We start from the raw sequence: 22431 nt of genomic DNA, 5'->3' as shown, positions 1-22431 counted from the left end.
ATCGGAGGCTTTTATGATACAGGAACAGCTTGCTCATCTGCCGGAATTTCTTCCCGATTACCGGCCCTTTCCCCCTGTCAAAGAGCACACCGCATGGCAGGGGCTGCCCCTGCGGGCAAAGCAGCGCTTTTTGCAGGCGGGGGAAGCCGCGCTGCAAACGCCCATTGCGCCCCTGCCGCTCTCGCTCTGGCTGGATTTCACCCACACTGGGCGGCGCACCCCATGGGAGACGGCTTACTTTTCCCGCCGGGCGCGGCTGTGCGCGCTGGTAAGTGCCGAGTGTGTGGAGCACAAAGGGCGCTTTCTGGATGAAATTGCCGATACCGTATGGGCGATCTGCGAGGAAAGTGCATGGCAGCTGCCCGCCCACAACAGTTATGTGCGGGACACCCCGCAGCTGCCCCTGCCGGACACCACCCGCCCCATCGTGGATTTATTTGCCGCCGAGACCGGCGCGCTTCTGGCGCTGACCCGGTACTTACTGCCCGATGAGCTGGATACTGCCGCGCCGGGCATCACGGCGAGGATGGAGCGGGAGCTGGACGCCCGCATCCTGACGCCTTATTTTACAAGCCACTTCTGGTGGATGGGCAACGGCGAAGAGCCTATGTGTAACTGGACGAGCTGGTGCACTCAGAATGTGCTGCTCACCGTTTTTCTGCTGCCCACCACCCAGCAGCAGCGAAAAGCTGCCGTCAAGCAGGCAGCCTACAGCCTCGACTGCTTTTTGAAGGACTACGGCGCGGACGGCTGCTGCAACGAGGGTGCGCAGTATTATCGCCACGCCGGACTGACCCTGTGGGGCTGTCTTGAAATTTTATCCAACGTTGCGCCGGAGGCCTTCCGCCCGCTATTCAGAGAAACAAAGATCAAAAATATCGCGGAGTACATCTGCAATGTCCATGTGGAAGGACCTTACTATCTGAACTTTGGCGATTGCAGCCCCCTGGCCGGGCGCTGCGGTGCACGGGAATACCGCTTTGGACAGGCCGTAGGCAGCGATGCTTTGCAGGCCCTTGCGGCGGCAGATTTCCGCGCCGATGCCGACCCCGACCATTTGCAGAACCCGGACGGCAGCACCCACATCAACCTGTGGTACCGGCTGACCACCGCCTTTGCCGAGCAGGAACTGATGGAATACGCCGCAGTTCCCCAGCATCGTTCTGCAGTATGGTACCCCAGTGTAGGCATTTATGCCGCACGGCAGGGCAGCTGGGTGCTGGGTGCAAAGTTTGGCTCCAACGGCGACAGCCACAACCACAACGATACCGGCAGCATTACCGTGTACAAGGACGGAAGACCGTTTCTCATCGATATCGGAGTGGAGAGCTACACCAAAAAGACCTTCAGCCCTCAGCGGTATGAGATCTGGACGATGCAGAGCGCATGGCACAACCTGCCCACCTTTGACGGCGTGCAGCAGCTGCCCGGCGCGGAATACGCTGCCCGGGAGGTGTGCACCGAGGAAAATAGCATCACCGGCGAACTGGCGGGCGCGTACCCGCCCATCCCGGGGCTTACCACCTACCGCCGCAGCGTATCTGTCAGCGAACAGGGCATCACCCTGCGGGACGAAACAGACTATCCCGGCACAGTAGACCTGACCCTGCTCACCGAGCAGCAACCCGTCCCCACTGCGGACGGCTTTGCGGTGGGCACACTGGGCGGCATCCGCTTTGACCCGGACGCCGCAACGGCTGCTGTTACGGCGGTGCCTATCACCGACCCGCGCCTGCGCACCGCATGGCCGGAAACGATCTATAAGATCACCCTGCATTTCCAAAAAATGCTGAAGCTCGAACTGTACTAAGGAGAACTGCCATGGAAACCATCAAGCTGAAAATTCTGGACGAAGCCGGCCACACCCTGATGACCTGTGACGCTGACACCGCCGTATCCCTTGTTTACACCAACTGCTACAAGCCCGGCGACCGGGTGGCGCTGGAGATCGACCATCCCGGGCAGTACTGCGTCATCCAGTTCGAGGACACCATGCCCGAAGCCCTTGTGTATGTGGTCAAGCGGGAGATCAACTTCCACATTCCCTTCGGGGAGCAGGCCATCACCTACTCGCCCAAGAGCTTTGCGGGCAGCCGTCACGTTATCCGGGCACGGCTGGCACTGCCGGAAGAGATTGCCGCCCGGCGGAATCTGGCCTTCAACTGCTATGACGAGCATGGCGACACCGGTTTTTATCCCCACGCCAGCGCCAACGTAGAAACGCGCGGCGAGGCGGTGTTTGCCGCCCGCAACGCCATCGACGGCATTTTTGAGAACAGCGCCCACGGCGAGTATCCCTACCAGAGCTGGGGCATCAACCGCGACCCGAACGCAGCCCTGACGCTGGATTTTGGCCGGGAAGTACTGCTGGATGAGCTGCGCATCACCGAGCGGGCAGATTTCCCCCACGACAACTACTGGGTAAAGGCCACGGTGGAATTTTCTGATGGCAGCCAGCTGGACATCCCGCTGGTGAAAAGCGCCAAACCCCAGAGCGTGGCCTTTGAGCCCAAGCGGGTGCGCAGCCTTGTGCTGAAGGATCTGATTCAGGCCGAGGGGACTTCCCCCTTCCCGGCGCTGACTCAAATCGAAGCCTTTGGCACCGAGGTGAAGTAAAATGAGCATCTACAATGCCCTTTATGGGCGGGACGGCCACGGCGTAGGCCCAAACGAGCCGGAGAAAAAAGGCTTTGCACGCTTTTGCCAGATGGTCGGCCGCGACCTCGGCCAGCTGCTGGGCACGAACCTGATGGTCTGCGTGCTCTGCCTGCCTGCCGCACTGGGGGTCTCGCTGGGCGTGACCCTGCTCTCCCTGCCGCTGACGGTGGTGTGCAGTGCGGTCACCGGTCTGCTGACCGGCCCTGCCATGGTGCTGCTGGCAGACTGCGCTCTGCGCAGCTTGCAGAACGACCCCTCCCAGTGGCTGCCCCGGGCAAAGCAGACCCTAGCCGCCCATTGGAAAGCCGCCTGCGGCTTTGGCTGCATTGGCACGCTGGTGCTGGGGCTGCTGTGCTTTGTATCGGCCTTTGTGTTTGAAGCCGCCGCGCAGCAGGGGTATTACCCCGGGCTTGCCATTCTCGTTTTTCTGGCGCTGGATTTTCTGGTGCTGGCGGTTCTGGCTACGCTTTGCGCTGCCGTTCTGCCGCTGCAACTGCCCGCCCCGGACAGCTTGCTGCGCCGGGCGGGCAGGCTGCTGGCTGTCGCCCCGGCGCGCTGCGTCCTGGCAGGCGTTCTCATGCTGGCGGGCATCGGCGGCATGATCTTGCTGTTCCCGGTCAGCGTGTTCTGGGCGGTGCTGTTCGGCTTCTGGCTGCCGGGGCTGGCAGCGATGCAGACCCTGTTCCCGGTTTTGCGGCAGGAATACGGCGTAGAGGTGCGCAGCATCCCGCGCCCGGCAGCGCCGGATAAGCCCCTGACCGCACAGGAGCAGAAAAAGCGCTCCCGCGCCAACTGGTGGTATTACAACTGGGGCATCGTGGCGGTGGCGGCAATGGTCATTGTGGGCGTAGCGTATGTGGCGCACGGCCTGCTGACTACCGTAGACCCGGACTACACCGTGGCGGTAGTCACGGCGGAGGCCCTGCCGGACGAGGCCGTGCAGCGCCTGCAGACTGCGCTGGCAGACTATGCGGAGGACGCCAACGGCGACGGGACTGTGGTGGTGCAGGTGAACAACTACACATGGAGCGCCGATGCCGCCCTGACCGACATGAACGGTCAGATGGCCGGTGCAACCCAGATGAACACCGACCTTGCCAACGGCGAGAGCAAAATCTGGATCTTGGATGACCCGGAGGGCTTCGAACAGGCCTATGGGGCACTGAGCGAAAAGCTGGGCGCGGAATGGCAGACAAAGCTTATCCCGTGGCGCAGCCAGCCCGCCCTTTCCGGGCTGGAACTGGGCAGCTACAACACTGCCGCCGATGGCAGCCAGACTGTTGATATCCAGAGCCGCTTTGCCGGGTACAGCGTGGCAGTGTTTGATGCTTCAGATGCGTTGTGGCAGGCGCTCAATTCGTAAACAGAAACGACCGTCCGTTCTCTTTTTGTTTATGTGGTATTCTATACACAGAAAAATAGACGGAGGCATACCGCCATGAATCCCCATACCACGCTGAATCTTGCCAAGATTGCTCTGTGCGCGGTGGAAACCGTACTGAGGAATACTTCGCCCGATGCAGAGGACTATCCCCCAGCCAGTTGAATAAAATAACAACGCTGCAAGTGCTTATCGTCAGGCTGTTACAGATGCAGCAGCATAAAACGGACATCTCTTCAATAAAAAAGTCAAGTAGACTTCAATTTGAGCCAAATAGTAAGACTTCTTATGCTTTACCGTCATAAATTTTTCAAAATCATCTTGACGCACCTTGCGAAACATGATATTCTCTGTCACAAATCTCACTGATTTTGTGGATTGGTTTGAAACCATCCACAAGATGTGGTCGTGTTCATTTTGAACACAGCCACAGAAAGTGGTTGGTTATCACCGTGAGACCCACCACTTCAGTGAGGGAAAGTCCGCAAAAGAATTTACCGCCCCGCAACACACCCGATCTATTTTGCCGCCGATTCACCCGACAAAATCCATCGCTGCGCTGCGTGGGCGGTATTTTTTTACAAATAGAACCTTATGTGGTTGTACAAATCTCCGAATTTTATTTACAGTTGTTGACCGCACAACTTAAAAGTGTTATTCTTGCGCTTGAAAGAAGCCGGACGTAGTGTCCGCACTGCGCCTAGCTTTCTTCATACCGAACCTTGAATCCTTCATAAGCCGTCTGAACGTGATACTGTGCCACGACCTCACACTTTCCGTGAGCGAGCCGGACAACGCCGCTGCACAAACAGGGGCAGGAACTGCGTTCGGAGCAAACGGTGACCCCATTACATGAGCAGAACAACCTCTACTTGTTTTTTGCGTCTTAACAATTCGGAAACATTTGTTGAAAATGCGTTTTGAGCGCAGCGGTAGAGGGCAAGAACCGTCCCGTGGCCACAAATTTTCAATTCTTGAAAATGTTGTGCTCCACCGGGACTTCACTTCTGCAATGCGTCTGCATTTCCGAAGTGATCTTGTTGGGGCGTGCCTGCCCCAACCCCTGCCGAGTAACAATAAAGTTCATAATTGTTCCATGGACTGAGTATAACACATCCTTCGACGATACACTACTCCTCTTTTTGCAAAAATCCAATTATCTTCGGTGACCTGTCGTGAGATGCAATTATTTCATGTCGTTTCAACAATCACTTGACTTGGTTTGAAAAAACACAGAGCATATGATACAATAGAACAAATAATGTTGTCTACCGAGAAAGGAAGTGTCTTTCCATGAAAAAAATCCATAAGTTCTTTTCTAAAGATTTGCTCCATATTCTTGGTGCTGTTGGGATTTTTGTTGCTTTTCTGATTTCTATCGCCTATAAGCAAGTTGGAATCGGGGCACTCATAGCTGCGTGGCTTATTGCTATGGCAATTATCGGGGTAGCATGGATTACAGACATCCGCAAAGCAGACCTGCTGAAAAACGGAAAGATTGTTTCCGGAAAAGTTAATGCAGTAAAAAGGGTTCACATAAAATTCCACATGAGTACCTATCACCTTGCTGATGAAGATGTAATTTATCCTTGGGTGATTCGGTACCAATACAAGATTGGAAAAGACACTTATTATGGACAGTCCCATTGGTTTTGGTTCAACCCTCTCGTGAGCAAGGGAACACCTATAAAGGTGACTATTGACCCTCAAAACCCAGAAAGAAGCATTGTTGCTGCATGGGAAAGTTAATAGATTGTTTCTTTCCTCTATGATGACGGAAATTTCAAAGGAGCATAATCTCCTTTGGCACACGACTTTGGAACAAAGTCTAGTGTGTTACACCTCGATAGAGGTGTGCCGCTCCCAGACACAAAAAGTCCCATGGCCAACACCTCGGCGGTGTGGTCATGGGACTTAATGCTTTTTAGGCCTAGCGGAGTGAACAGTAACCAATCCTGACATCCAGCTGCCGTGTCATTTGTTGAATACTGTTTTACGAACAGTCTGCGGACGTGAAGACCCACCATTATATCATCAGCTTCGACCCGAAGGACGCAGTAGAGAACGGCCTGACCATGGAGCGGGCGCAAGCCCTTGGCTTGCAGTTCTGCAAGGACAACTTCCCCGGTCATCCCGCCATCGTCTGCACCCACCCGGATGGGCACAACAGTACCGGGAACATCCATGTCCACATCGTGATCGGCAGCATCCGAATGCAAGAAGTGGAACGTAAGCCCTATATGCAGAAGCCCCGTGACTGGCTAGAGGGCATGAAGCACTCCAGCACAGCCCAGACCATGCGGCACTTGCGTGTTGAGGTCATGGAGCTGTGCGAGGGTGCCGGACTGTACCAGATCGACCTGCTCAACGGCTCGAAAGAGCGCGTGAGCGAAGCTGAGTATTGGGCGCGTAGGCGTGGTCAGTTGAAACTTGACCGTGAGAACGCAGCCCTCACCGCAGCTGGACAGCCGCCCCAGCAGAAGAAGTTCGAAACCGTGAAGGTCGCTTGTCGGGGCGAGGCCCCTCCATTTGCTGCGCAAACCGCTCGGTCGCTCAAAAGCCCCACTGGGGCTTTTGTTGCTTCGCAAACGCGAACCCTGCGGAAACAGATTTCTTCAGTGCTATACCGTGCTACCAGCTTTGAAGATTTCTCTGACAAGCTCATGCAGCAGTATGGCATCACGGTCAAGGAAAGCCGTGGACAGCTCAGCTATCTGCCCTCTGGCAGAACAAAGTTCATCCGCGCGAAACATCTCGGGGACAAGTTCGATAAGGCGGCAGTGCTTGCCACGTTGCAGGCAAACACCGAACGCAAACCCAAGGTGCAGTTCAAGCAGGATGCCATCGGGAAACTGATCGACATCCAGTCGAGGCTGACCGAGGGCAAGGGCATCGGCTATAAGCGTTGGATCACGAAACACAATCTCAAAGTTATTGCACAGACCGTGAAGCTTCTGCAGGAAAAGGGCTTGACCGACGAGGACGCCCTGAACCAGCGCATCGCCGAACTGGAAACCAAGTATCACGATTCACTGGCAGTGGTGAAAGACCTTGAAAGTCGCATGAAAGCCAACAAAGAGCTGCGCTATCATGTCACAGCCTACGCCAATGCCAAGAGCGTCGCACAGCAGTTAAAGACCGCCAAGCGACCCGCAGTCTTTGAGGAGCAGCACCGTGCAGAGCTGACAGCGTACCGGGCGGCAGCAGCCTATTTTAAGGCAAACAACCTCACCAAGCTGCCCAGCCCGAAAAAGCTGGAAGCTGAGTACGCGCAGTTGGCATCCGAAAAGGCAACGTTCTACGAGCAGTACAAGGAAGCCAAAGAAGAACTGCTCAAACTGAAAACCGCAAAGCAGAATGTTGCGTCCTTTTTCCGGGAGGAAGATCAGACGCAGCAGGAGAGATAAAGGAGTGTGCGTATGATCAATCTGAAAATCGACCCGGAGTTCCAGTCCCAGATTCCGCCTCTGACCGATGATGAATTCAAGCAGCTTGAAGAAAATATCCTGAAAGAGGGCAAGCTGATCTCTCCTTTGATCGTTTGGGGTAACACCCTTGTTGATGGCCACAACCGTTATGAGATCGTTCAGGAACATCCCGAAATCTCTTTCTCCACCATGCCGCTCCCATTTGAAAGCAGAGAAGAAGTCCTCGCTTGGATTTGTAAGAACCAGTTGGGGCGGCGCAATCTGACCCCGGAGCAGAAGAAGTTCCTCATTGGAAAGCAGTACAGTGTGGAGCATCGAAAGCCCGGTGGAAACGGCAACAACCAGCACACGGCTGCTGCCAAGAAAACCGCCCCGGAGGAATTGTGTCAAATTGACACAATTCCTCCCACCTCTGCGGAAGCGAGCATCCGCAAGCAGATTGCGGAGCGGAACAATGTCAGCGAATCCTACGTTGCCCGTTCTGAAAAATTCATGCACGGCGTGGAGATTATGGAGCAGATGATACCCGGTATGCAGGAGAAAATCCTGTCCGGGCAGTTCAAAGTCCGTGATACTGATATGCACCGCCTTGCCAGAGCCGATTTTCCGAACCGCAAGCAGATCGTGCACGAGATTCTGCACCCGGAAGACCGTCCCGCTCCGCAGTCGAGCTACTCACACTACTCTGGAATCAACTACTCCGCGCTGGAAGTCGCTGTCCGGCGGATTCAGCAGGACTTTGATTTTTTGATGAGATACTTGCCTAAGCTACCGGACGATTCCTACGCCAAAACTGAAACGCTAAAAATCCTCAAGCAGCACAAAGCGTATATGGCACAGTTTGAAGAAATACTGAACGAGAAAGAAATCGCATAACGACAGGCACTTGTAAGCCATCAATGAGCCATCAGCCGCAAGTGCAGGGCGGAAAGCATCCGCGCCCTTGCGCCTGATATGAAATTGGAACTTTGATTTTCTCGCCCGACTTTGCCACGGTGGGACGATCAAAGGAGCGTGCGTTTGAACAAAAAGAAAAAGTCCACAAACACTTCCCCCTATCCCGATGAAGTCATCGACCGTCTGGCACGGGCATTCTACCCGGCCATCCTTGCCTGTTGGAACAGCGAGGAAGGGCAGCGGGAGTTTGCCGTGTGGCAGGCGGAACAGGCTCATCACACCGCCAACAAAGAGAAACAGAGCGTTCCCGACGGGGAACGCCCTGTTGTACATATCGTTATCGTCTGTGGTCTTTGGCAGGGTGCGTCCGGGTGGACGCACCCTGTTTTTGTGTCTATTTTTACCATCACATAAATTTGCGCTGTTGTTGCCATAGCAACCGACAAAGGAAAATGAATCTGATAAACTGCTTGGCAGTTGGTTATTCATGACTAACCGCCACAAACAAAGAACTATCTGTTTATTAAAGGAGTTTTCCATGAAAAAAATTTCTCGTCGTTCGTTTATCACTGCCATGGCTGCTGTAAGTGCAGCCGGTGTTCTGGCCGCCTGCGGTTCTTCTTCCAGCAGCACGGCTTCTTCTGGGGCTTCTTCCGCTGTATCCAGCGAAGCAACTTCCTCTGCCGCATCTATGGATGAGACCGGTACCCATACCGTCGTAGACCACGGCGGCAACGAAGTAGAAGTGCCTAATAAGGTCACCCGTGTCGTCATCGACCAGATTCCAATCCTGTCCACCTACATGGCTTATTTTGAGGGCAGTGCTCCCTACATCGTGGGTTACTGCGGTTCTTTCAAGTCGGTCATTTCTGACACTGTATTGAAGAATATCGCCCCAGAGCTTCTGGAGTCCAGCGATACGGTCTATGCTCAGAGCGACCTGAACATCGAGGAGATCATGAAGCTGAACCCTGATGTTATCCTGTACAATGCTGGCAACTCCTCCCATGCCGAAATCCTGAAGGCCAGCGGAATCCCCTCCATCGGTTTCGCTACCGTGGGCGCATCTACGGAAGCTGATCCCATTGAACGTTACGAAGAGTGGCTGAAGCTGCTGGAGCAGATCTTCAACGAACCGGGCAAGACCGACGCCTTTGTTGCTGCCGGTGATGAGATCGTGACCGATGTGGAAGCCCGTATTGCGGAAATTCCTCAAACGGATCGCCCCAGTGCGCTGATTCTGTGGAAGTATGCAGACGGTGTACCGCAGGTATCCGGTCAGGGCACCTTTGGCACCTACTGGATGAAGCGTCTGGGCGTAACGGACAAGGCACTGGAAGCCACTGGCTTTGCACAGGCCAGCATGGAGCAGATTTATAGCTGGGATCCCGATATTCTTTTCTTGGATGGTCCCGGCCTGCAGCCCCTGCGCACCGAGGACGTGCTGAGCGGGAATGTGGACGGTGCTGACTTCTCCACCCTGACTTCCGTGAAGAGCGGCCGGGTCTACAACACTACACTGGGTATGTGGAACTGGTTCACCCCGAATCCGGATGCTCCGCTGGTGCTGGCATGGCTGGCCTGCAACACCTACCCGGATGCTTTTGCCGATTATCCGCTGGGCGATACCATCAAGGAATATTACAAGACATGGTACGGCTACGATGTGACAGATGACGAGTTGGAGGAAATGCTGCTGTACTGATGAAAGATACCATCTGGATAAAAAAAGGCCGGTTCACTCCTCTGGCCGTGGTATTGATGTTCACTTTTCCCCTTGTGACCGCACTCATCTGCCTGTGCTTTGGGCGAATGAATGTTCCGGTAGGCGAAGTTCTCACAGCTTTGCGCACTGCTCTGACGGGTGAGAGCACCTCAAATGTACAGAACTACTCCATCGTCATCAATCTGCGGCTGCCCCGCATTCTGACGGCCATCATCGTCGGCGCAGGTCTGTCTTGTGCAGGCAATGCCTATCAATCCTTATTCTCCAATCCGCTTGCCACACCGGATATTTTGGGTGTAACCAGCGGCACCTGTGTGGGTGCAATTCTTGCTATTATCCTGTCTTGCAGTATTCTGGAAACGCAGCTCATCGCCTTGGTCTTTGGCCTGATTTCCGTCTGTTTTACTCTGAAAGTCGCAGGCAAGAGTGATGGGCGTTCCATGGTTTATCTGGTGCTGGCCGGTACGATTGCATCCTCTCTGTTCAACGCACTGGGTTCGCTGTTGAAATATACTGCCGATCCGCAGGACAAGCTGCCGGAGATCATCTACTGGCTCTTGGGCAGCTTTACCAGTGCCAGTTTCCAAAAGATCCTAATTGGCTGCCCACTTATCGTTGCTGGAATCATCATCATCTATCTGCTGCGCTGGCGGCTGAACATCCTTTCACTGAGTGATGACGAGGCTCGTGCCAGCGGCATCAACATCAAACAGACCCGGATGCTGGTTATTGTTGCATCTACGCTGATCACGGCTTCTGCCGTTTCCATGTGCGGTCAGGTGGGCTGGATTGGTCTGCTGATCCCGCACGCATCCCGGATGCTGGTTGGAAGCAACAACCGTTATGTGGTGCCCCTCAGTCTCAGTCTGGGAGCCAGCTTTATGATCCTGATCGATACCCTGTCCCGCAGCATCAGCATTATCGAGCTGCCTCTTTCCATCCTCACCGCTATCATCGGTGCACCGGCGTTTATTTCTCTGCTGAACAAAACAAGGAGCAACCTGCAATGATCTTGGAAGTGCAGAACGGTTGTTTTGGCTACCCAAAGCAGCCTGTGATTCTCGAAAACATCAATTTGAGCCTGGAAGAAGGCCACATCCTCGCGATTCTTGGTCCAAACGGCATTGGTAAAACCACCCTGCTCAAGTGCATGATCGGTCTGCTGCCATGGCACAGCGGCAAGACTCTGCTTTACGGGAAGGACATTCACACCCTCAAACCGAAGGATGTCTGGAGTACCATCTCCTACATTCCGCAGTCTCGCGGCTTCGCTTTTTCCTACACTGGTCTGGAAATGGTTCTGCTGGGGCGCAGTGCACATCTTGGGACCTTTCAGCAGCCCGGCAAAGAGGAGATTGAAATGGCGGAAGCCATGATGGAACGGGTGGGGATCACCCGCCTTGCCAACAAGGACTGCAACCGGATGAGCGGCGGTGAACTGCAAATGGTGCTCATCGCCCGTGCCCTTATCAATGAGCCGAAGCTCATCATTCTGGACGAGCCGGAAACCGGTCTGGATTTCCACAATCAGATCTTAGTGCTGAATATGGTGGAGCGACTGGCCCACGAATCCGGCATCAGTGCCATCATGAATACCCACTATCCCACCAACGCCATGAGCGTGGCGGACGAAGCCCTGATGCTGAACCGCAAAGGCGAATTTTTCTACGGTCCGGCTGCGGAGATCTTGAACGAGGAGAACATCTCGTATTCTTTTGATGTTCAGGTGCTGGTGGATGAACTGCATTATCAGGGACGGTCCGTGCGCAGCATCGTTCCGGTTGCTCTACGGAAGGAAACTGCTGTATGAACAATATCCCTTTTACACTTTCTCAGGTCCGCCCGGTCCGGGATGCTATGACAGTTTCCCGTCCTTCCGGGCTGAGCTATGAAGTGCCGGTAACATGGTTTTCCCTGGGCGCAGGCACTTCTATCACCCCGGAATACTATGACTGCACCACCATTTATCTGGGTGGTGAGGGAAACGGCAGATTCCTTCTGGGAGCCGATGGGCAGGAGGTGTCTGTCAAACCCGGAGAACTGCTGTATGTACCGCCGAAAACACTGTGCGGCACAAAAACCGACAACGGTATGATCTATACCGAAATCATTTTGAAAAAGGAGAATTTTACCATGAACAACATCATCAAGGCTGGCCAGCCCACCGAACTGAAGAACCTCATTTCTTATGAAGAGGGCAGCATCGCCAATCTGGACATCGCTCATGCAGACAACATGAAATTTGTCCTGATGGCCTTTGATGAGGGCACCGGCCTGACCCCGCACCGTGCACCCGGCAACGCCATCCTGACTGCGCTGGAGGGCAAGGCCATCATTGGCTACGAGGGCAAGGACTACGAACTGAATGCAGGCGAGAGCTTCTGCTTCGACAAGAACGGTCTGCACAGCGTTACCGCACAGGGCAAGTTCAAGATGAGCCTGCTGCTGGTCATCGAATAAGCGATTTTCTGTTTCATAACAGACGCAAAGAACCCGTCCGGACGTACCGGACGGGTTCTTTGCGTCTGCCAGATTCAGCAGTAGTAGAGGAACGAACGCAGGCGGCTCCATGCAGTTTCATCCCAGTCGTTATCAAGGGAAAGCTGGAACAGTGGGGCACTGCAGGCATCGTGCAGGCCGCGCATATCCAGAATCATAGCGGTATTTTCATACCGGGGTGCAAGGGTCAGCACTGCATTGGTACGGCTAGAAAGCTCCACGGCCTTGGCGTACCGATATCGACCGTTCCCGCCTGAAAAATTCGGCAAGGCAGAGTCCGCAATGAGGAACAGTGTTTCAGCGTCTTCCGCAAAGGCACTGTGCGCTCCAAGTTCATTACCAAGGGTCTGCATCTGCCTCTGCATCTGGTCAAGCCAACCAGCCGATGGTTTGTTTTCATCCAAATTGTCTTTCCACAGAAACCAGAGTGCCTCGCTGAGTGGGGCGCGAAGCACCTGTTCGCCTTCGGCTTCCAGCGCGGCAAGTACGCCGCTGTCCAGTTCTGTCAGGCAGAGCGGCGTACCAACAGCGGCAATGCGGCGGCCTTTGGTGAGAAGTGCGCCGATCTCTCTCGCCGCTGTGTGCAGCTGCTCCCAGCCGGGCAGAGCATCCCACTGTGCCGAAATGTCTGCACGTTTATCTGCCGGAGTAGCATAGAGGATATCTCCCGCCAACAGTGCGCGGAAGAGTGCGTCACAGTTCTGCGCCATTTCGGGCAGTGTTTCCAGCATTGGGCTGATAAGTTGAGCATTCTGCTCTTTTCTGCGGTCCAACACAGCACGGATGACACGGGCGTACTGACCGTCTGCCTCCGCACCCTGCGTCTGTGGAATTAGGAACTGCGCATGTGCGTGGTCGTTTTTACGCTCAGCAAGGATGCTGCCCAGCAGTGCCGGGAAAGGCAGGTATTCTTTTGCACTCGTCTCCGCTCGGCCAAGGCTCAGAATATCGTCCGTCAGGTGCGGCAGCTCGTAGGGGTCTGCCCCTTGCTGTTTGAAATATGCGGCCAGATAGGGCGTATAAGCACCCATCGCCGGAAGATAGAGTGGCACATTGGGGAATGGTGTCTGTGCCAGACGACAGGGGTGAATATCGACCTGCTCGATGTTGAAATCTGTCGGCAGAGCCACCGCCGGGCGGTGTTGCAAGCTGTTCAGGAACGCTTCAATGCGAGTGATGACACCCACATTGGAAAAATGCTCATCCACTTCGATTTGCAGGTAGGGTTTATCGCCCATCTCCTGCTTGAACAGGTGTGAGAGCATGGTGTCCGGGCCGCAGCCGTGGTTCGTCAGGTAGACAGCGTAGAGGTTCGGGTGGTGAGCGATCAGCTTTGCTCCGGACAGGATATGCTGCCCGAACGGATAATAAAGATTATCGTATTCATCGGAGATGTCCAGCGCATGACCGGGCAGGTGGCTCAGCGTAATGACCTTGTAGCCCCGCTCCAACAGCAGTTCCGGGATGCCCATGTTCAGGATGGGGTCGGAAACGCCGTAGTTGCGGGTGATGAGCACCAACACTTTATCGTTCGGTCTCAGGGTCGCCAGCAGAGCTTTGCCCTGTTTTTCCACGGCGGCGGTATGGCGGCGCACCGCCATGGCACCACTGAGCAGAGCTTTGGCACAAAACGGTTTCGGGATTCCTAAAATCTTGCTCAGTCCCAGCATTGCAGATGCCATAGCTTCCTGCCCAAAATCGAGATCGAATACCGGGCTGAGCAGAGTGATGCCCTTGCTCTCAATGTCCAGAGCTTTGGCAATGGATGCGGCTGCCGTCTGCATATAGACGCAGCCGTAGTTGTGTTTCACACGGCTCTTTTCGTGCTTCATCGTGTGGATGGTGGGCAAGAAGATGTAGTCTACTTTTTGGTCGATGAGCTGCTGCATATGGCCGTAAATAAGTTTGACCGGGTAGCAGGTCTCCCCTTGTGCGGTCTGCTGAGCCAGCCGGATTGTTTCCTCACTGGTGGGGTCAGTCAGGACGACATTGAAGCCCAACGAGGTAAAGAAGGCATTTGCCATCGGGAAGAATTTGTGGATCATCAACGCAAAAGGCACACCTACGGTCTTTTTACGTGGGTCACGTTTGCCAGTGTAACCCTCCAAAAGCAGTTTGTCTGCCTGCTTGTAGAAGTCAATATTCTTCTGGATCTCCGCACTGCGGCTGTCCTCTGCGTCCTTTGCCGGGCTGTCAAATCCCACAAATCGGCTGGGTGCGTCGCCCACAGCTTCATGTGCCAGCAAAGCCGCGCCATACGCACCACTGATGGAAAAGACCGGGCTGACCTGTACGCGGTCGCCGTATGCGGATTGGAATGCCGCCACAATGCCGGGGTTGTAATCGACACCGCCCTGCAAAACGATGTGCTGCCCCACAGGTTTAGAACCAACAACTTTATGCAGATAGTTCTGTACGATGGAGTGACAAAGGCCTGCGGCAATATCCGCCCGTGAAATACCTTCAGCGGAAGCGGACGCAATGGCCGTTTCGATAAACACCGTGCACCGTTCTCCCAAGGATGCCGGATGTTCAGAGGATAAGGCTAATGGACCAAACTCCGCCAGTGGGATGCCCATACGGGCAGCTTGTTCTTCCACAAAAGAACCGGTACCGGCAGCGCAGATCTTGTTCATCTGAAAATCCACAACTTCACCGTTCTGGATGCTGATGTATTTGCTATCCTGTCCGCCGATTTCAAACACGGTATCGACTTCCGGCACCCAATGAGCAGCTCCCTTGGCTTGCGCAGTGATCTCATCCCGGACAGCATCTGCTCCGATGCGTTTGCCGATGCGCTCTCGTCCTGAACCGGTCACACCGACTGCGGTGAATCGGATATCACCAAACCGCTGACGAATACTTGCAAGGCCTTTGCGGACAGCTCCTTCCGGGTCACCTGCGGTGCGCAGATATTGAAAGTCTACCAGTTCACCGTCTGCACCGACCAGAACAAGATCGGTACTGGTAGAACCGATGTCGATGCCCAATGCGCAGCCACTTTCTGGAATGATCTTGGTAGCGTTTGGCTCCGCAAGGCTCGTGCCGGAGCGCAGTTCCAGTTTGGGCAATGTTCCGACCATGTGGTGTGTTGTTAGTGTACGGTCCAGAGAATCATTCAGTTGACGTAACGTGAACGAGCCGGATGCTTTGAGTGCAGCACCAAGAGCCGCTTCATATCGGGCAAACTCCGGAACGATGAGTTCTTTCTCACTCAACCCGAATATATCCCGGATGGCTCGGATCACGCCTGCATTGCAGGTAACACCACCGCAGAATACCACAGGTTTACAGATCGGCAGCCGCCGCACGATGGTCACCTTATAGTTCCGAATCATGGCATAACACAACCCCAACAGGATATCCGGCGTGGAAACGCCTTCCTGCTGGCGGTGGATGATATCTGTTTTGGCAAAGACCGCACACCGACCGGAAAGGCGCGGAACACTCTGTGCCTGCTCTACCAGCGAAGAGTAATCTCCCAGCCTGCAGCCCACGCGAGACATTTGGTCTTCAAAGAACGAACCTGTACCGCCCGCGCAGTGTTCGTTGACTGAAAACTGAGGTGCGCGGCTCTGCAAGTCCGTGATGAATCGCGCGCCCTGACTGCCAATTTCAATGACCGAACCCACCTGCGGAATGATCCAGCGCACACCCTCGACGATAGCTGGGATATCGCCTAAAGAGGGAATGGCTGAATCTTGCTCCAGCAGAGCCTCCGTGTTGCTTCCGGTCACACAGAGTGAAAACGGAGTATCCATCGCCAGCTCCAACGTGGAAAGACCTTTTTTCAGGCAGACAAAAGGGTTGCCGTGATGCACCGCCATCCACTGCTTTTCAATTTCTTGATTTTTCAACAGCACCAACTTGACCGTTGATGTACCGATATCTATTCCCAACGAAAGCATTGTGTCACTCCTTCGATATCAACCCTGAACGTTATAGGGTTTGACATTTCAAACTTTATACCGTATAATAATGATGCCTTTTAATTAGACGTCTCTAACCAAGAGCTTAACACAACTACCTCGGAGTGTCCGTTGTTATGGCAACGGCAAAGTAAATTTTAAGATGGAGCAATATTATTCAATTTTACAGCAATGCGGCATGTTCAACGGCATCCAGCCACGAAAATATAGGGAAGTCCTTAGTTGCTTGAATGCGACTGTCCGTGAATATCCTCGTGGTGCGCACATCGTCGAGCTGGGTGAGCAGAGCCACAATACGGGTGTTCTGCTGGATGGCACGATGGAAGAATTTTTGTATGATGAAAATGGCAATCAAATCAGCGTCTGCCGTTTTTGTCCCGGAGAAGTATTTGGTGCAGAACTGGCCTGTACTGGCTGGACGGCAAGTCCGGTCTGTCTGCGTGCCAGTTCGGACTGTACCGTAATGCTGCTGGATTTCAGCGCATTGATGTCACAGAAGACGCTGACCTGTCCCTGCCGGATGCAAGTCACAGCAAATCTTATGCAGGATATGGCGCAGCAGCTTCTCTTTTTTAACACCAAAGTGCGTATTTTAGCACAAAAACGGCTTCGAGATCGTCTGAAGATTTATCTTCAAACCTTGACACCCGATGAAAAAGGCTGTTACAGTCTGCCCTACACCCGGACAGAACTGGCAGATTTCCTCTGTGTGGACCGCAGTGCTCTTTCCCGTGAGCTGTGCCGGATGCGCGATGAGAGGATCCTTGATTTTTCCGGTGCAAAGATTCACCTGTTGAACCCAACGTTTTTGTATGGTTGGAACTGACAGCACTTCTAAATCTATGAAAAAATTGTCTGCCGAATATTTTTGTTCGACAGACAATTACTTTTTAATCTTCTAGTGTACGACTACCGGACACATTCTTCAAATATTCCTTCGGGTCGCCGTTCAGAATCAAATCCGCATAGCACAGCGGGTCATTGTAGATAAGATAATCCAACTCCGACCTCTGCGCCATGGTCACATCCAGTGCATCCTCGACCCCGGTACAGTCAATGGAGATCATTCTCACATCCCGGAGCAGCAGCTCCACGCAGCCGGTATCCATGTTGAACTTGCAGGCTCTTTCATCGTACTTCATGTTTGTGTCCTTTCCGCCTTACGGCACTCTTACAGTGGTCTGTCGTGCTTTCTTATGATAAGGTCTGGGACGTTTTTCGATGGAAGCAAGAGATTCATTTTGTTTTCCGAAGAATACAAAAAATCCGAACCCTTCGCCTATTGGAAAAAAAGTTCGGATTTTGTTGATGTGGTGCGGATAAGAGGACTTGAACCTCCACCGAGTTGCCCCGATTAGAACCTGAATCTAACGCGTCTGCCAATTCCGCCATATCCGCATATTCTGTCTTTGTTCGTGGCCATTCGGCTCGGAACGATAATTATTATACCACGAATGCAGAGAAAGTCAAGCACTTTTTTCAAAAATCATGCTACAAATTTTCGAGCGAAAATTGTTGCATTCCGTATAGGCCGAATGGGGCGAAAAATCTGGCGGGATATGGTACAATAAATATCACCCCCTGCGGGGCAGGCGGCCCGGCGGGACTATTTACGGAAGAGGGAAACTACAGATGTTCAATATCATTATCTTTCTCATCGGCGCAGGCATCATGTTCTATATGGCGTGGCGGAGCTGGTCGCGTCGGCGCAGGCTCATGACCCGGGGCGAAAAAGTAGAGGCCGCAGTGGCGGGCACGGTGCAGAGCCGGGACGGTGAAGCCTATCTGCTGGAATTTTCCACCGCAGGCGGCATCCACCATCTCCATTATCCCAAGCCCGCAAAGGGCAGAGAGCTGGCGCAGGGCGCGGTCGTCACCCTTTATTATGACCCGGACGACCCCGCCGAGATGTACGTCGAGGGCGATAAGTCCGTTCTGGGCGCGGAAGTGCTGTACATCGTGCTGGGCATCGTGCTGCTGGTGCTGATGGCCGGCATCGTCCACTGAGAGGGGGAAAAGAAAGATGAAACTCGAACATTTTGGAATGGCAGAGCCGGGCGACTGCCGGGTGGTCTTTTCCGCGACGGCGGCAGAGCTGGAAGAAGCCGTGCAGGCCGTGAGAGCCGCCCCGGGGGCTGCGCAGGACGAAGATGACCTGCTGACGGCGGCGGTGAACCGGGCGATCCTGGAGGGATTTTCGCCCTTGTTTGCTCAGCTGATGGAAGAGCATGGCTTGCAGCCTGTCACAGACCCGGATTTTGAGCTTCTGGCGGTGAACCGGACCGAGGGATTCCGGGTGGGGGCGCAGTTCTTCTGTCTGCCGCCGCTGGAGCTGGGGGGATACACCGGCTTTGTCCAGCCCATCCAGCCCCGGCCCATCCGGGAACTGACCATCGAGTTGGAGATCAACCGGAATCACGGCGACGAGGACCGTGCCGCCGACGCCGAGGGCAGGCGAGAACTCCGGGCCAGAGTGACGCAGGAAATCTACGCCCAGCGCTGCCAGCAGGCCCGCGCCGTGGCCGAACAGGCCCTCATCGCCCAGCTGGGCACACAGGTCACAGGCCCGCTGCCCAAGCAGCTCGTGGCGGGCAACTACTTTGCCGAACAGCGTCAGTTCAACCTGCGGATGCAGGCCAACGGCATCAACTTCGACCAGTATCTGAAGGTACAGGGCCAGACCGTGGAGGAGTTCCGCGCATGGCTCCACACCGAGGCGGAGCGCAAGCTGCGCAGCCGGATGGGCCTGCTGCTGGTGGCGCAGCGAGAGCAGCTCTGGCCCACGGAGGCCGAGGTGGAGGAAGAACTGGCCCACTGGGACGACAAGCGGGACGGGGAGCACACCTTCCCCTCAAACGACCGCCGCCGCGCCGCGCAGCGCATCGCGTCCAGCCGGGCCGCTGCCTTCGTGCTGGCCCACTCCACTCTCACGCCGCCGCCCGCTGAGCCGACGGTGCTGAAGGCCGAAAGCTGAATCTCATCCTCCGGGAAAACCGCAGGGTAATAAAAGACAGGGGAAGCCTGCCGGATGGAAAATGCATCCGGCGGGCTTCTTTGTTAAGAATCTGCGAAGTTTTTGCAAAGTTACCCTCGAAACGCTGGTTTCTTAAATAGCGTCGTGGTATGCTACTATCAAACTCACAGGGAACTGCAGGGCACTGCCGTTTCCGAGATCATAAGCTTTGGTCGTCCCGCTTCAGCCTGCCCGGCACGCCAGTGCCTCTCCCCGTGGGAGAGGTGGCTGCAAAGCAGACGGAGAGGGCGAGGAGGGAACCCCATGAAAGAAGTCAAGACCCCAAAAAAGCCGCTGGCCATCTATTACGCCATCGTGCTGCTGGTGCTGATGCTGCTCAACTTCGTGCTCGTGCCGTGGATGAACGAACGGCAGATCAAGGAAGTGGACTACGGCACCTTCATGTCCATGACCGAGGAGAAGGACATCGGCCGGGTGGATGTGGAATCCAACCAGATCCTTTTTACCGATAAAGACGAAACGCAGGTCTACAAGACGGGCCTCATGAACGACCCTGACCTGACCCAGCGCCTCTACGACGCAGGCGCACAGTTTTCCAGCGAGATCGTCGAGCAGGCCTCGCCGCTGATGAGCTTTCTGCTGAGCTTCGTGCTGCCCATCGTCCTCTTCGTCTGGCTGGGCAATGTTATGAACCGGAAGCTGATGGAGAAGGCCGGCGGCGCGAACTCGATGATGTTCGGCGGCGTGGGCAAGTCCAACGCTAAGGTCTATGTCCAGTCCACCCACGGCATCCGCTTCGCGGATGTGGCCGGCGAGGACGAGGCCAAAGAGAATCTGCAGGAGATCGTTGATTATCTGCACGACCCTAAGAAATACGAGGAGATCGGCGCTTCCATGCCCAAGGGCATCCTCCTCGTCGGCCCTCCGGGCACCGGCAAGACCATGCTGGCAAAAGCCGTGGCCGGTGAGTCCAATGTGCCCTTCTTCTCGATCTCCGGCTCGGAGTTTGTGGAGATGTTCGTGGGCATGGGTGCCTCCAAAGTGCGCGACCTGTTCAAGCAGGCGAAGGAAAAGGCTCCCTGCATCGTCTTTATCGATGAGATCGACGCCATCGGCCAGAAGCGCAACAGCGGCCAGCTGGGCGGCAACGATGAGCGGGAGCAGACCCTGAACCAGCTGCTCACCGAGATGGACGGCTTTGAGGGCAACACTGGCGTCATCATCCTCGCGGCCACCAACCGCCCGGACTCCCTCGACCCCGCCCTGACCCGTCCCGGCCGCTTCGACCGCCGTGTGCCGGTCGAGCTGCCCGACCTCAAGGGCCGCGAGGAGATCCTGAAGGTCCATGCCAAGAAGGTGGCGCTTGCCCCCGGCATCGACTTCAACACCGTGGCCCGGATGGCCTCCGGCGCTTCCGGCGCAGAGCTGGCCAACATCGTCAACGAAGCCGCTCTGCGGGCCGTCCGCTCGGGCCGCAAGAGCGTGACGCAGGCTGACCTTGAGGAGAGCATCGAGGTGGTCATCGCAGGCTACCAGAAGAAGAACTCCATCCTCACCGACAAGGAAAAGTGCATCGTGGCCTACCATGAGGTCGGCCATGCGCTGGTGGCGGCGCTCCAGAGCCACTCCGCTCCCGTCCAGAAGATCACCATCATCCCCCGCACCTCGGGTGCGCTGGGTTATACCATGCAGGTCGAAGAGGGCAACCACTACCTCATGACCAAGGAAGAGCTGGAAAATAAGATCGCCACCCTCACCGGCGGTCGTGCCGCCGAGGAGGTGGCCTTCCAGTCGGTCACGACCGGTGCATCCAACGACATCGAGCAGGCCACCAAGCTGGCCCGCGCCATGCTCACCCGCTACGGCATGAGCAAGGAGTTCGACATGGTAGCCCTTGAGACGGTGAACAACCAGTATCTGGGCGGCGACACCTCGCTGGCCTGCTCGGTCCAGACCCAGAGGGAGATCGACCAGCGGGTCGTGGAGCTGGTGAAGACCCAGCACGAAAAGGCCATCCGGATCCTGACCGACAACCGGGCCAAGCTTGACGAGCTGGCAAAGTACCTCTACGAGAAGGAGACCATCACCGGCGACGAATTTATGGCCATCCTCGAAGAAAAAGCCTCAGATGAAAAATAAAAGGAAAGCGCTGCAATAATCTGACCGCCGTATCCGTATTCATTACAGATACGGCGGTTTTCTGATGCGCCGTGTCGCAAATAAGATAGTAATTTGGGAAGACCCCTCCGTCAGCGCTGACGGAGAGGTCATCCCCCTACAGGAGGATACGACATATGAGACTGAACAAGAACACTGCACGCCGTGCCGCTGCTGCGGCCGCTCTGCTGACCATGACCGCTGCAATGAGCGTGGGCGCTTTCGCTGCCGATGACACGGTCGTCGAGGGCTATCTGCCCCCGCAGGCCGAGAGCGTCATGACGCAGGGCGACATCGCCCTCCACTCTGACGTTCCGGTGGGGGAGGTAGACCCCAACTACGGCGGCTACGCCTCCCCGGTGGAGAATCCCATTCAGGGCAACGTCATGATGATCTCCGACGCAGCGGAGGAAAAGCACGAGGCCCGTTACACCGTCAAGGGTCTGCTGGGCAAGCAGGTGCTTTATACCGCCCGTCAGGAAGGCCAGGTGCTGACGCTGGACGCTCCGGATGACAACGCTACCTTCCGGGCCACCATCCTCGATATGCAGGCCCTGCTGGATCAGGGCGTGAGCACGCTGGTGTTCAAGACCGGCAAGACCTCCACCACCCTGAACCTGACCCTCCTGTGCGAGGGCCAGAAGTCCGGCACCAAAGTGACCCTGCGCCACCTCGGCAGCAGCGCCCGCCTCACCGTGGGCTTCCGCAGCCGCCGCGACCTCATCGTCGGTCGCTGAGCCGCAAACGAACCGTTTTCTCTCCTCTTTTCCACTGATACGAAC

17 protein-coding genes, 1 tRNA gene and 1 pseudogene are annotated in these 22431 nt (G+C 55.4%); 16 read left to right on the top strand and 3 right to left on the bottom strand.

The features are described 5' to 3' along the window. The first annotated feature begins 13 nt into the window (after nt 1-13). The 11 genes and pseudogenes from MTP38_RS11145 (at nt 14) to MTP38_RS11095 (ending at nt 12550) form a co-directional block, all read left to right on the top strand. Nucleotides 14-1810: a heparinase II/III domain-containing protein gene (locus MTP38_RS11145; RefSeq protein ID WP_015565851.1), complete on the top strand. Its 1797-nt coding sequence runs from the start codon at nt 14-16 to the stop codon at nt 1808-1810. Between the two features lie 11 nt (nt 1811-1821). Then, on the top strand, nt 1822-2616 hold the full coding sequence (locus tag MTP38_RS11140; protein ID WP_015565850.1) for a hypothetical protein: 795 nt from the start codon (nt 1822-1824) through the stop codon (nt 2614-2616). A gap of 1 nt (nt 2617) precedes the next feature. After that, nucleotides 2618-4021, top strand: a complete 1404-nt coding sequence (locus tag MTP38_RS11135) for a hypothetical protein (RefSeq protein ID WP_015565849.1) — start codon at nt 2618-2620, stop codon at nt 4019-4021. 1311 nt (nt 4022-5332) lie between these two features. Further along, nucleotides 5333-5788 carry a DUF3592 domain-containing protein gene (locus tag MTP38_RS11130; RefSeq protein WP_015564803.1) on the top strand — a complete coding sequence of 152 codons (456 nt, stop codon included), beginning with the start codon at nt 5333-5335 and terminating at the stop codon, nt 5786-5788. 251 nt (nt 5789-6039) lie between these two features. Further along, nucleotides 6040-7446, top strand: a pseudogene (locus tag MTP38_RS11125) (relaxase/mobilization nuclease domain-containing protein); the annotation flags it as partial. 12 nt (nt 7447-7458) lie between these two features. Then, nucleotides 7459-8343, top strand: a complete 885-nt coding sequence (locus MTP38_RS11120) for a hypothetical protein (RefSeq protein WP_249233595.1) — start codon at nt 7459-7461, stop codon at nt 8341-8343. A gap of 138 nt (nt 8344-8481) precedes the next feature. Continuing rightward, nucleotides 8482-8778 carry a transposase gene (locus MTP38_RS11115; protein ID WP_249233594.1) on the top strand — a complete coding sequence of 99 codons (297 nt, stop codon included), beginning with the start codon at nt 8482-8484 and terminating at the stop codon, nt 8776-8778. A gap of 124 nt (nt 8779-8902) precedes the next feature. Further along, a complete protein-coding gene (locus MTP38_RS11110; RefSeq protein WP_249233593.1) occupies nt 8903-10069 on the top strand; it encodes an ABC transporter substrate-binding protein in 1167 nt (388 codons plus the stop codon). Beyond that, nucleotides 10069-11100 carry a FecCD family ABC transporter permease gene (locus MTP38_RS11105; RefSeq protein WP_249233592.1) on the top strand — a complete coding sequence of 344 codons (1032 nt, stop codon included), beginning with the start codon at nt 10069-10071 and terminating at the stop codon, nt 11098-11100. Before MTP38_RS11110 ends, MTP38_RS11105 begins: the two co-directional genes overlap by 1 nt. Continuing rightward, nucleotides 11097-11900: an ABC transporter ATP-binding protein gene (locus MTP38_RS11100; RefSeq protein WP_249233591.1), complete on the top strand. Its 804-nt coding sequence runs from the start codon at nt 11097-11099 to the stop codon at nt 11898-11900. The genes MTP38_RS11105 and MTP38_RS11100 overlap by 4 nt, the downstream gene beginning before the upstream one ends. Continuing rightward, nucleotides 11897-12550 (top strand): cupin domain-containing protein, encoded by a 654-nt coding sequence (locus tag MTP38_RS11095; protein WP_249233590.1) that lies wholly within the window; start codon nt 11897-11899, stop codon nt 12548-12550. Before MTP38_RS11100 ends, MTP38_RS11095 begins: the two co-directional genes overlap by 4 nt. 74 nt (nt 12551-12624) lie before the next feature. Here the strand turns inward: MTP38_RS11095 and MTP38_RS11090 are convergent, their stop codons facing one another. Next, complete coding sequence (locus tag MTP38_RS11090) at nt 12625-16497, bottom strand: acyl-CoA dehydratase activase (protein WP_249233589.1); 3873 nt, start codon at nt 16495-16497, stop codon at nt 12625-12627. Between the two features lie 163 nt (nt 16498-16660). Between MTP38_RS11090 and MTP38_RS11085 the strand changes: the two genes are divergently transcribed. Next, the gene (locus MTP38_RS11085; protein WP_249233588.1) at nt 16661-17344 is read left to right on the top strand and encodes a Crp/Fnr family transcriptional regulator; all 684 of its coding nucleotides are present in this window, start codon (nt 16661-16663) and stop codon (nt 17342-17344) included. A gap of 64 nt (nt 17345-17408) precedes the next feature. On the opposite strand, the gene MTP38_RS11080 is transcribed toward MTP38_RS11085, so the two are convergent. Together MTP38_RS11080 and MTP38_RS11075 are read right to left on the bottom strand one after the other, a co-directional pair. Next, nucleotides 17409-17660, bottom strand: a complete 252-nt coding sequence (locus MTP38_RS11080) for a DUF6061 family protein (protein WP_249233587.1) — start codon at nt 17658-17660, stop codon at nt 17409-17411. A gap of 169 nt (nt 17661-17829) precedes the next feature. Then, nucleotides 17830-17916, bottom strand: a tRNA-Leu gene (locus tag MTP38_RS11075). Nucleotides 17917-18150: 234 nt separating this feature from the next. On the opposite strand from MTP38_RS11075, the gene MTP38_RS11070 reads away from it, so the two are divergent. From MTP38_RS11070 to MTP38_RS11055, 4 genes are all read left to right on the top strand, one after another. Beyond that, entirely contained in the window at nt 18151-18525 is a 375-nt protein-coding gene (locus tag MTP38_RS11070) for a DUF3592 domain-containing protein (RefSeq protein ID WP_249233586.1), read from the top strand. A 16-nt stretch (nt 18526-18541) separates the two neighbouring features. Next, on the top strand, nt 18542-19492 hold the full coding sequence (locus tag MTP38_RS11065; RefSeq protein WP_249233585.1) for an FKBP-type peptidylprolyl isomerase: 951 nt from the start codon (nt 18542-18544) through the stop codon (nt 19490-19492). A 303-nt stretch (nt 19493-19795) separates the two neighbouring features. Further along, the gene (gene ftsH / locus MTP38_RS11060; RefSeq protein ID WP_249233584.1) at nt 19796-21631 is read left to right on the top strand and encodes an ATP-dependent zinc metalloprotease FtsH; all 1836 of its coding nucleotides are present in this window, start codon (nt 19796-19798) and stop codon (nt 21629-21631) included. Between the two features lie 155 nt (nt 21632-21786). Then, complete coding sequence (locus tag MTP38_RS11055; protein ID WP_249233583.1) at nt 21787-22386, top strand: transcriptional regulator, IclR family protein; 600 nt, start codon at nt 21787-21789, stop codon at nt 22384-22386. Nucleotides 22387-22431: the final 45 nt, after the last annotated feature.

Source organism: Faecalibacterium sp. I3-3-89 (assembly GCF_023347275.1).
GTDB classification, from domain to species: domain Bacteria; phylum Bacillota; class Clostridia; order Oscillospirales; family Ruminococcaceae; genus Faecalibacterium; species Faecalibacterium butyricigenerans.
Note: the sequence above shows the minus strand (reverse complement) of the source record. Positions and strands in the feature narration are given on the sequence as shown.

Coding starts and splice junctions, on each gene's coding strand:
- MTP38_RS11145 (WP_015565851.1), top strand. CDS start 14: ATGATACAGGAACAGCTTGCTCATCTGCCGGAATTTCTTCCCGATTAC.
- MTP38_RS11140 (WP_015565850.1), top strand. CDS start 1,822: ATGGAAACCATCAAGCTGAAAATTCTGGACGAAGCCGGCCACACCCTG.
- MTP38_RS11135 (WP_015565849.1), top strand. CDS start 2,618: ATGAGCATCTACAATGCCCTTTATGGGCGGGACGGCCACGGCGTAGGC.
- MTP38_RS11130 (WP_015564803.1), top strand. CDS start 5,333: ATGAAAAAAATCCATAAGTTCTTTTCTAAAGATTTGCTCCATATTCTT.
- MTP38_RS11120 (WP_249233595.1), top strand. CDS start 7,459: ATGATCAATCTGAAAATCGACCCGGAGTTCCAGTCCCAGATTCCGCCT.
- MTP38_RS11110 (WP_249233593.1), top strand. CDS start 8,903: ATGAAAAAAATTTCTCGTCGTTCGTTTATCACTGCCATGGCTGCTGTA.
- MTP38_RS11105 (WP_249233592.1), top strand. CDS start 10,069: ATGAAAGATACCATCTGGATAAAAAAAGGCCGGTTCACTCCTCTGGCC.
- MTP38_RS11100 (WP_249233591.1), top strand. CDS start 11,097: ATGATCTTGGAAGTGCAGAACGGTTGTTTTGGCTACCCAAAGCAGCCT.
- MTP38_RS11095 (WP_249233590.1), top strand. CDS start 11,897: ATGAACAATATCCCTTTTACACTTTCTCAGGTCCGCCCGGTCCGGGAT.
- MTP38_RS11090 (WP_249233589.1), bottom strand. CDS start 16,497: ATGCTTTCGTTGGGAATAGATATCGGTACATCAACGGTCAAGTTGGTG.
- MTP38_RS11085 (WP_249233588.1), top strand. CDS start 16,661: ATGGAGCAATATTATTCAATTTTACAGCAATGCGGCATGTTCAACGGC.
- MTP38_RS11080 (WP_249233587.1), bottom strand. CDS start 17,660: ATGAAGTACGATGAAAGAGCCTGCAAGTTCAACATGGATACCGGCTGC.
- MTP38_RS11070 (WP_249233586.1), top strand. CDS start 18,151: ATGTTCAATATCATTATCTTTCTCATCGGCGCAGGCATCATGTTCTAT.
- MTP38_RS11065 (WP_249233585.1), top strand. CDS start 18,542: ATGAAACTCGAACATTTTGGAATGGCAGAGCCGGGCGACTGCCGGGTG.
- ftsH (WP_249233584.1), top strand. CDS start 19,796: ATGAAAGAAGTCAAGACCCCAAAAAAGCCGCTGGCCATCTATTACGCC.
- MTP38_RS11055 (WP_249233583.1), top strand. CDS start 21,787: ATGAGACTGAACAAGAACACTGCACGCCGTGCCGCTGCTGCGGCCGCT.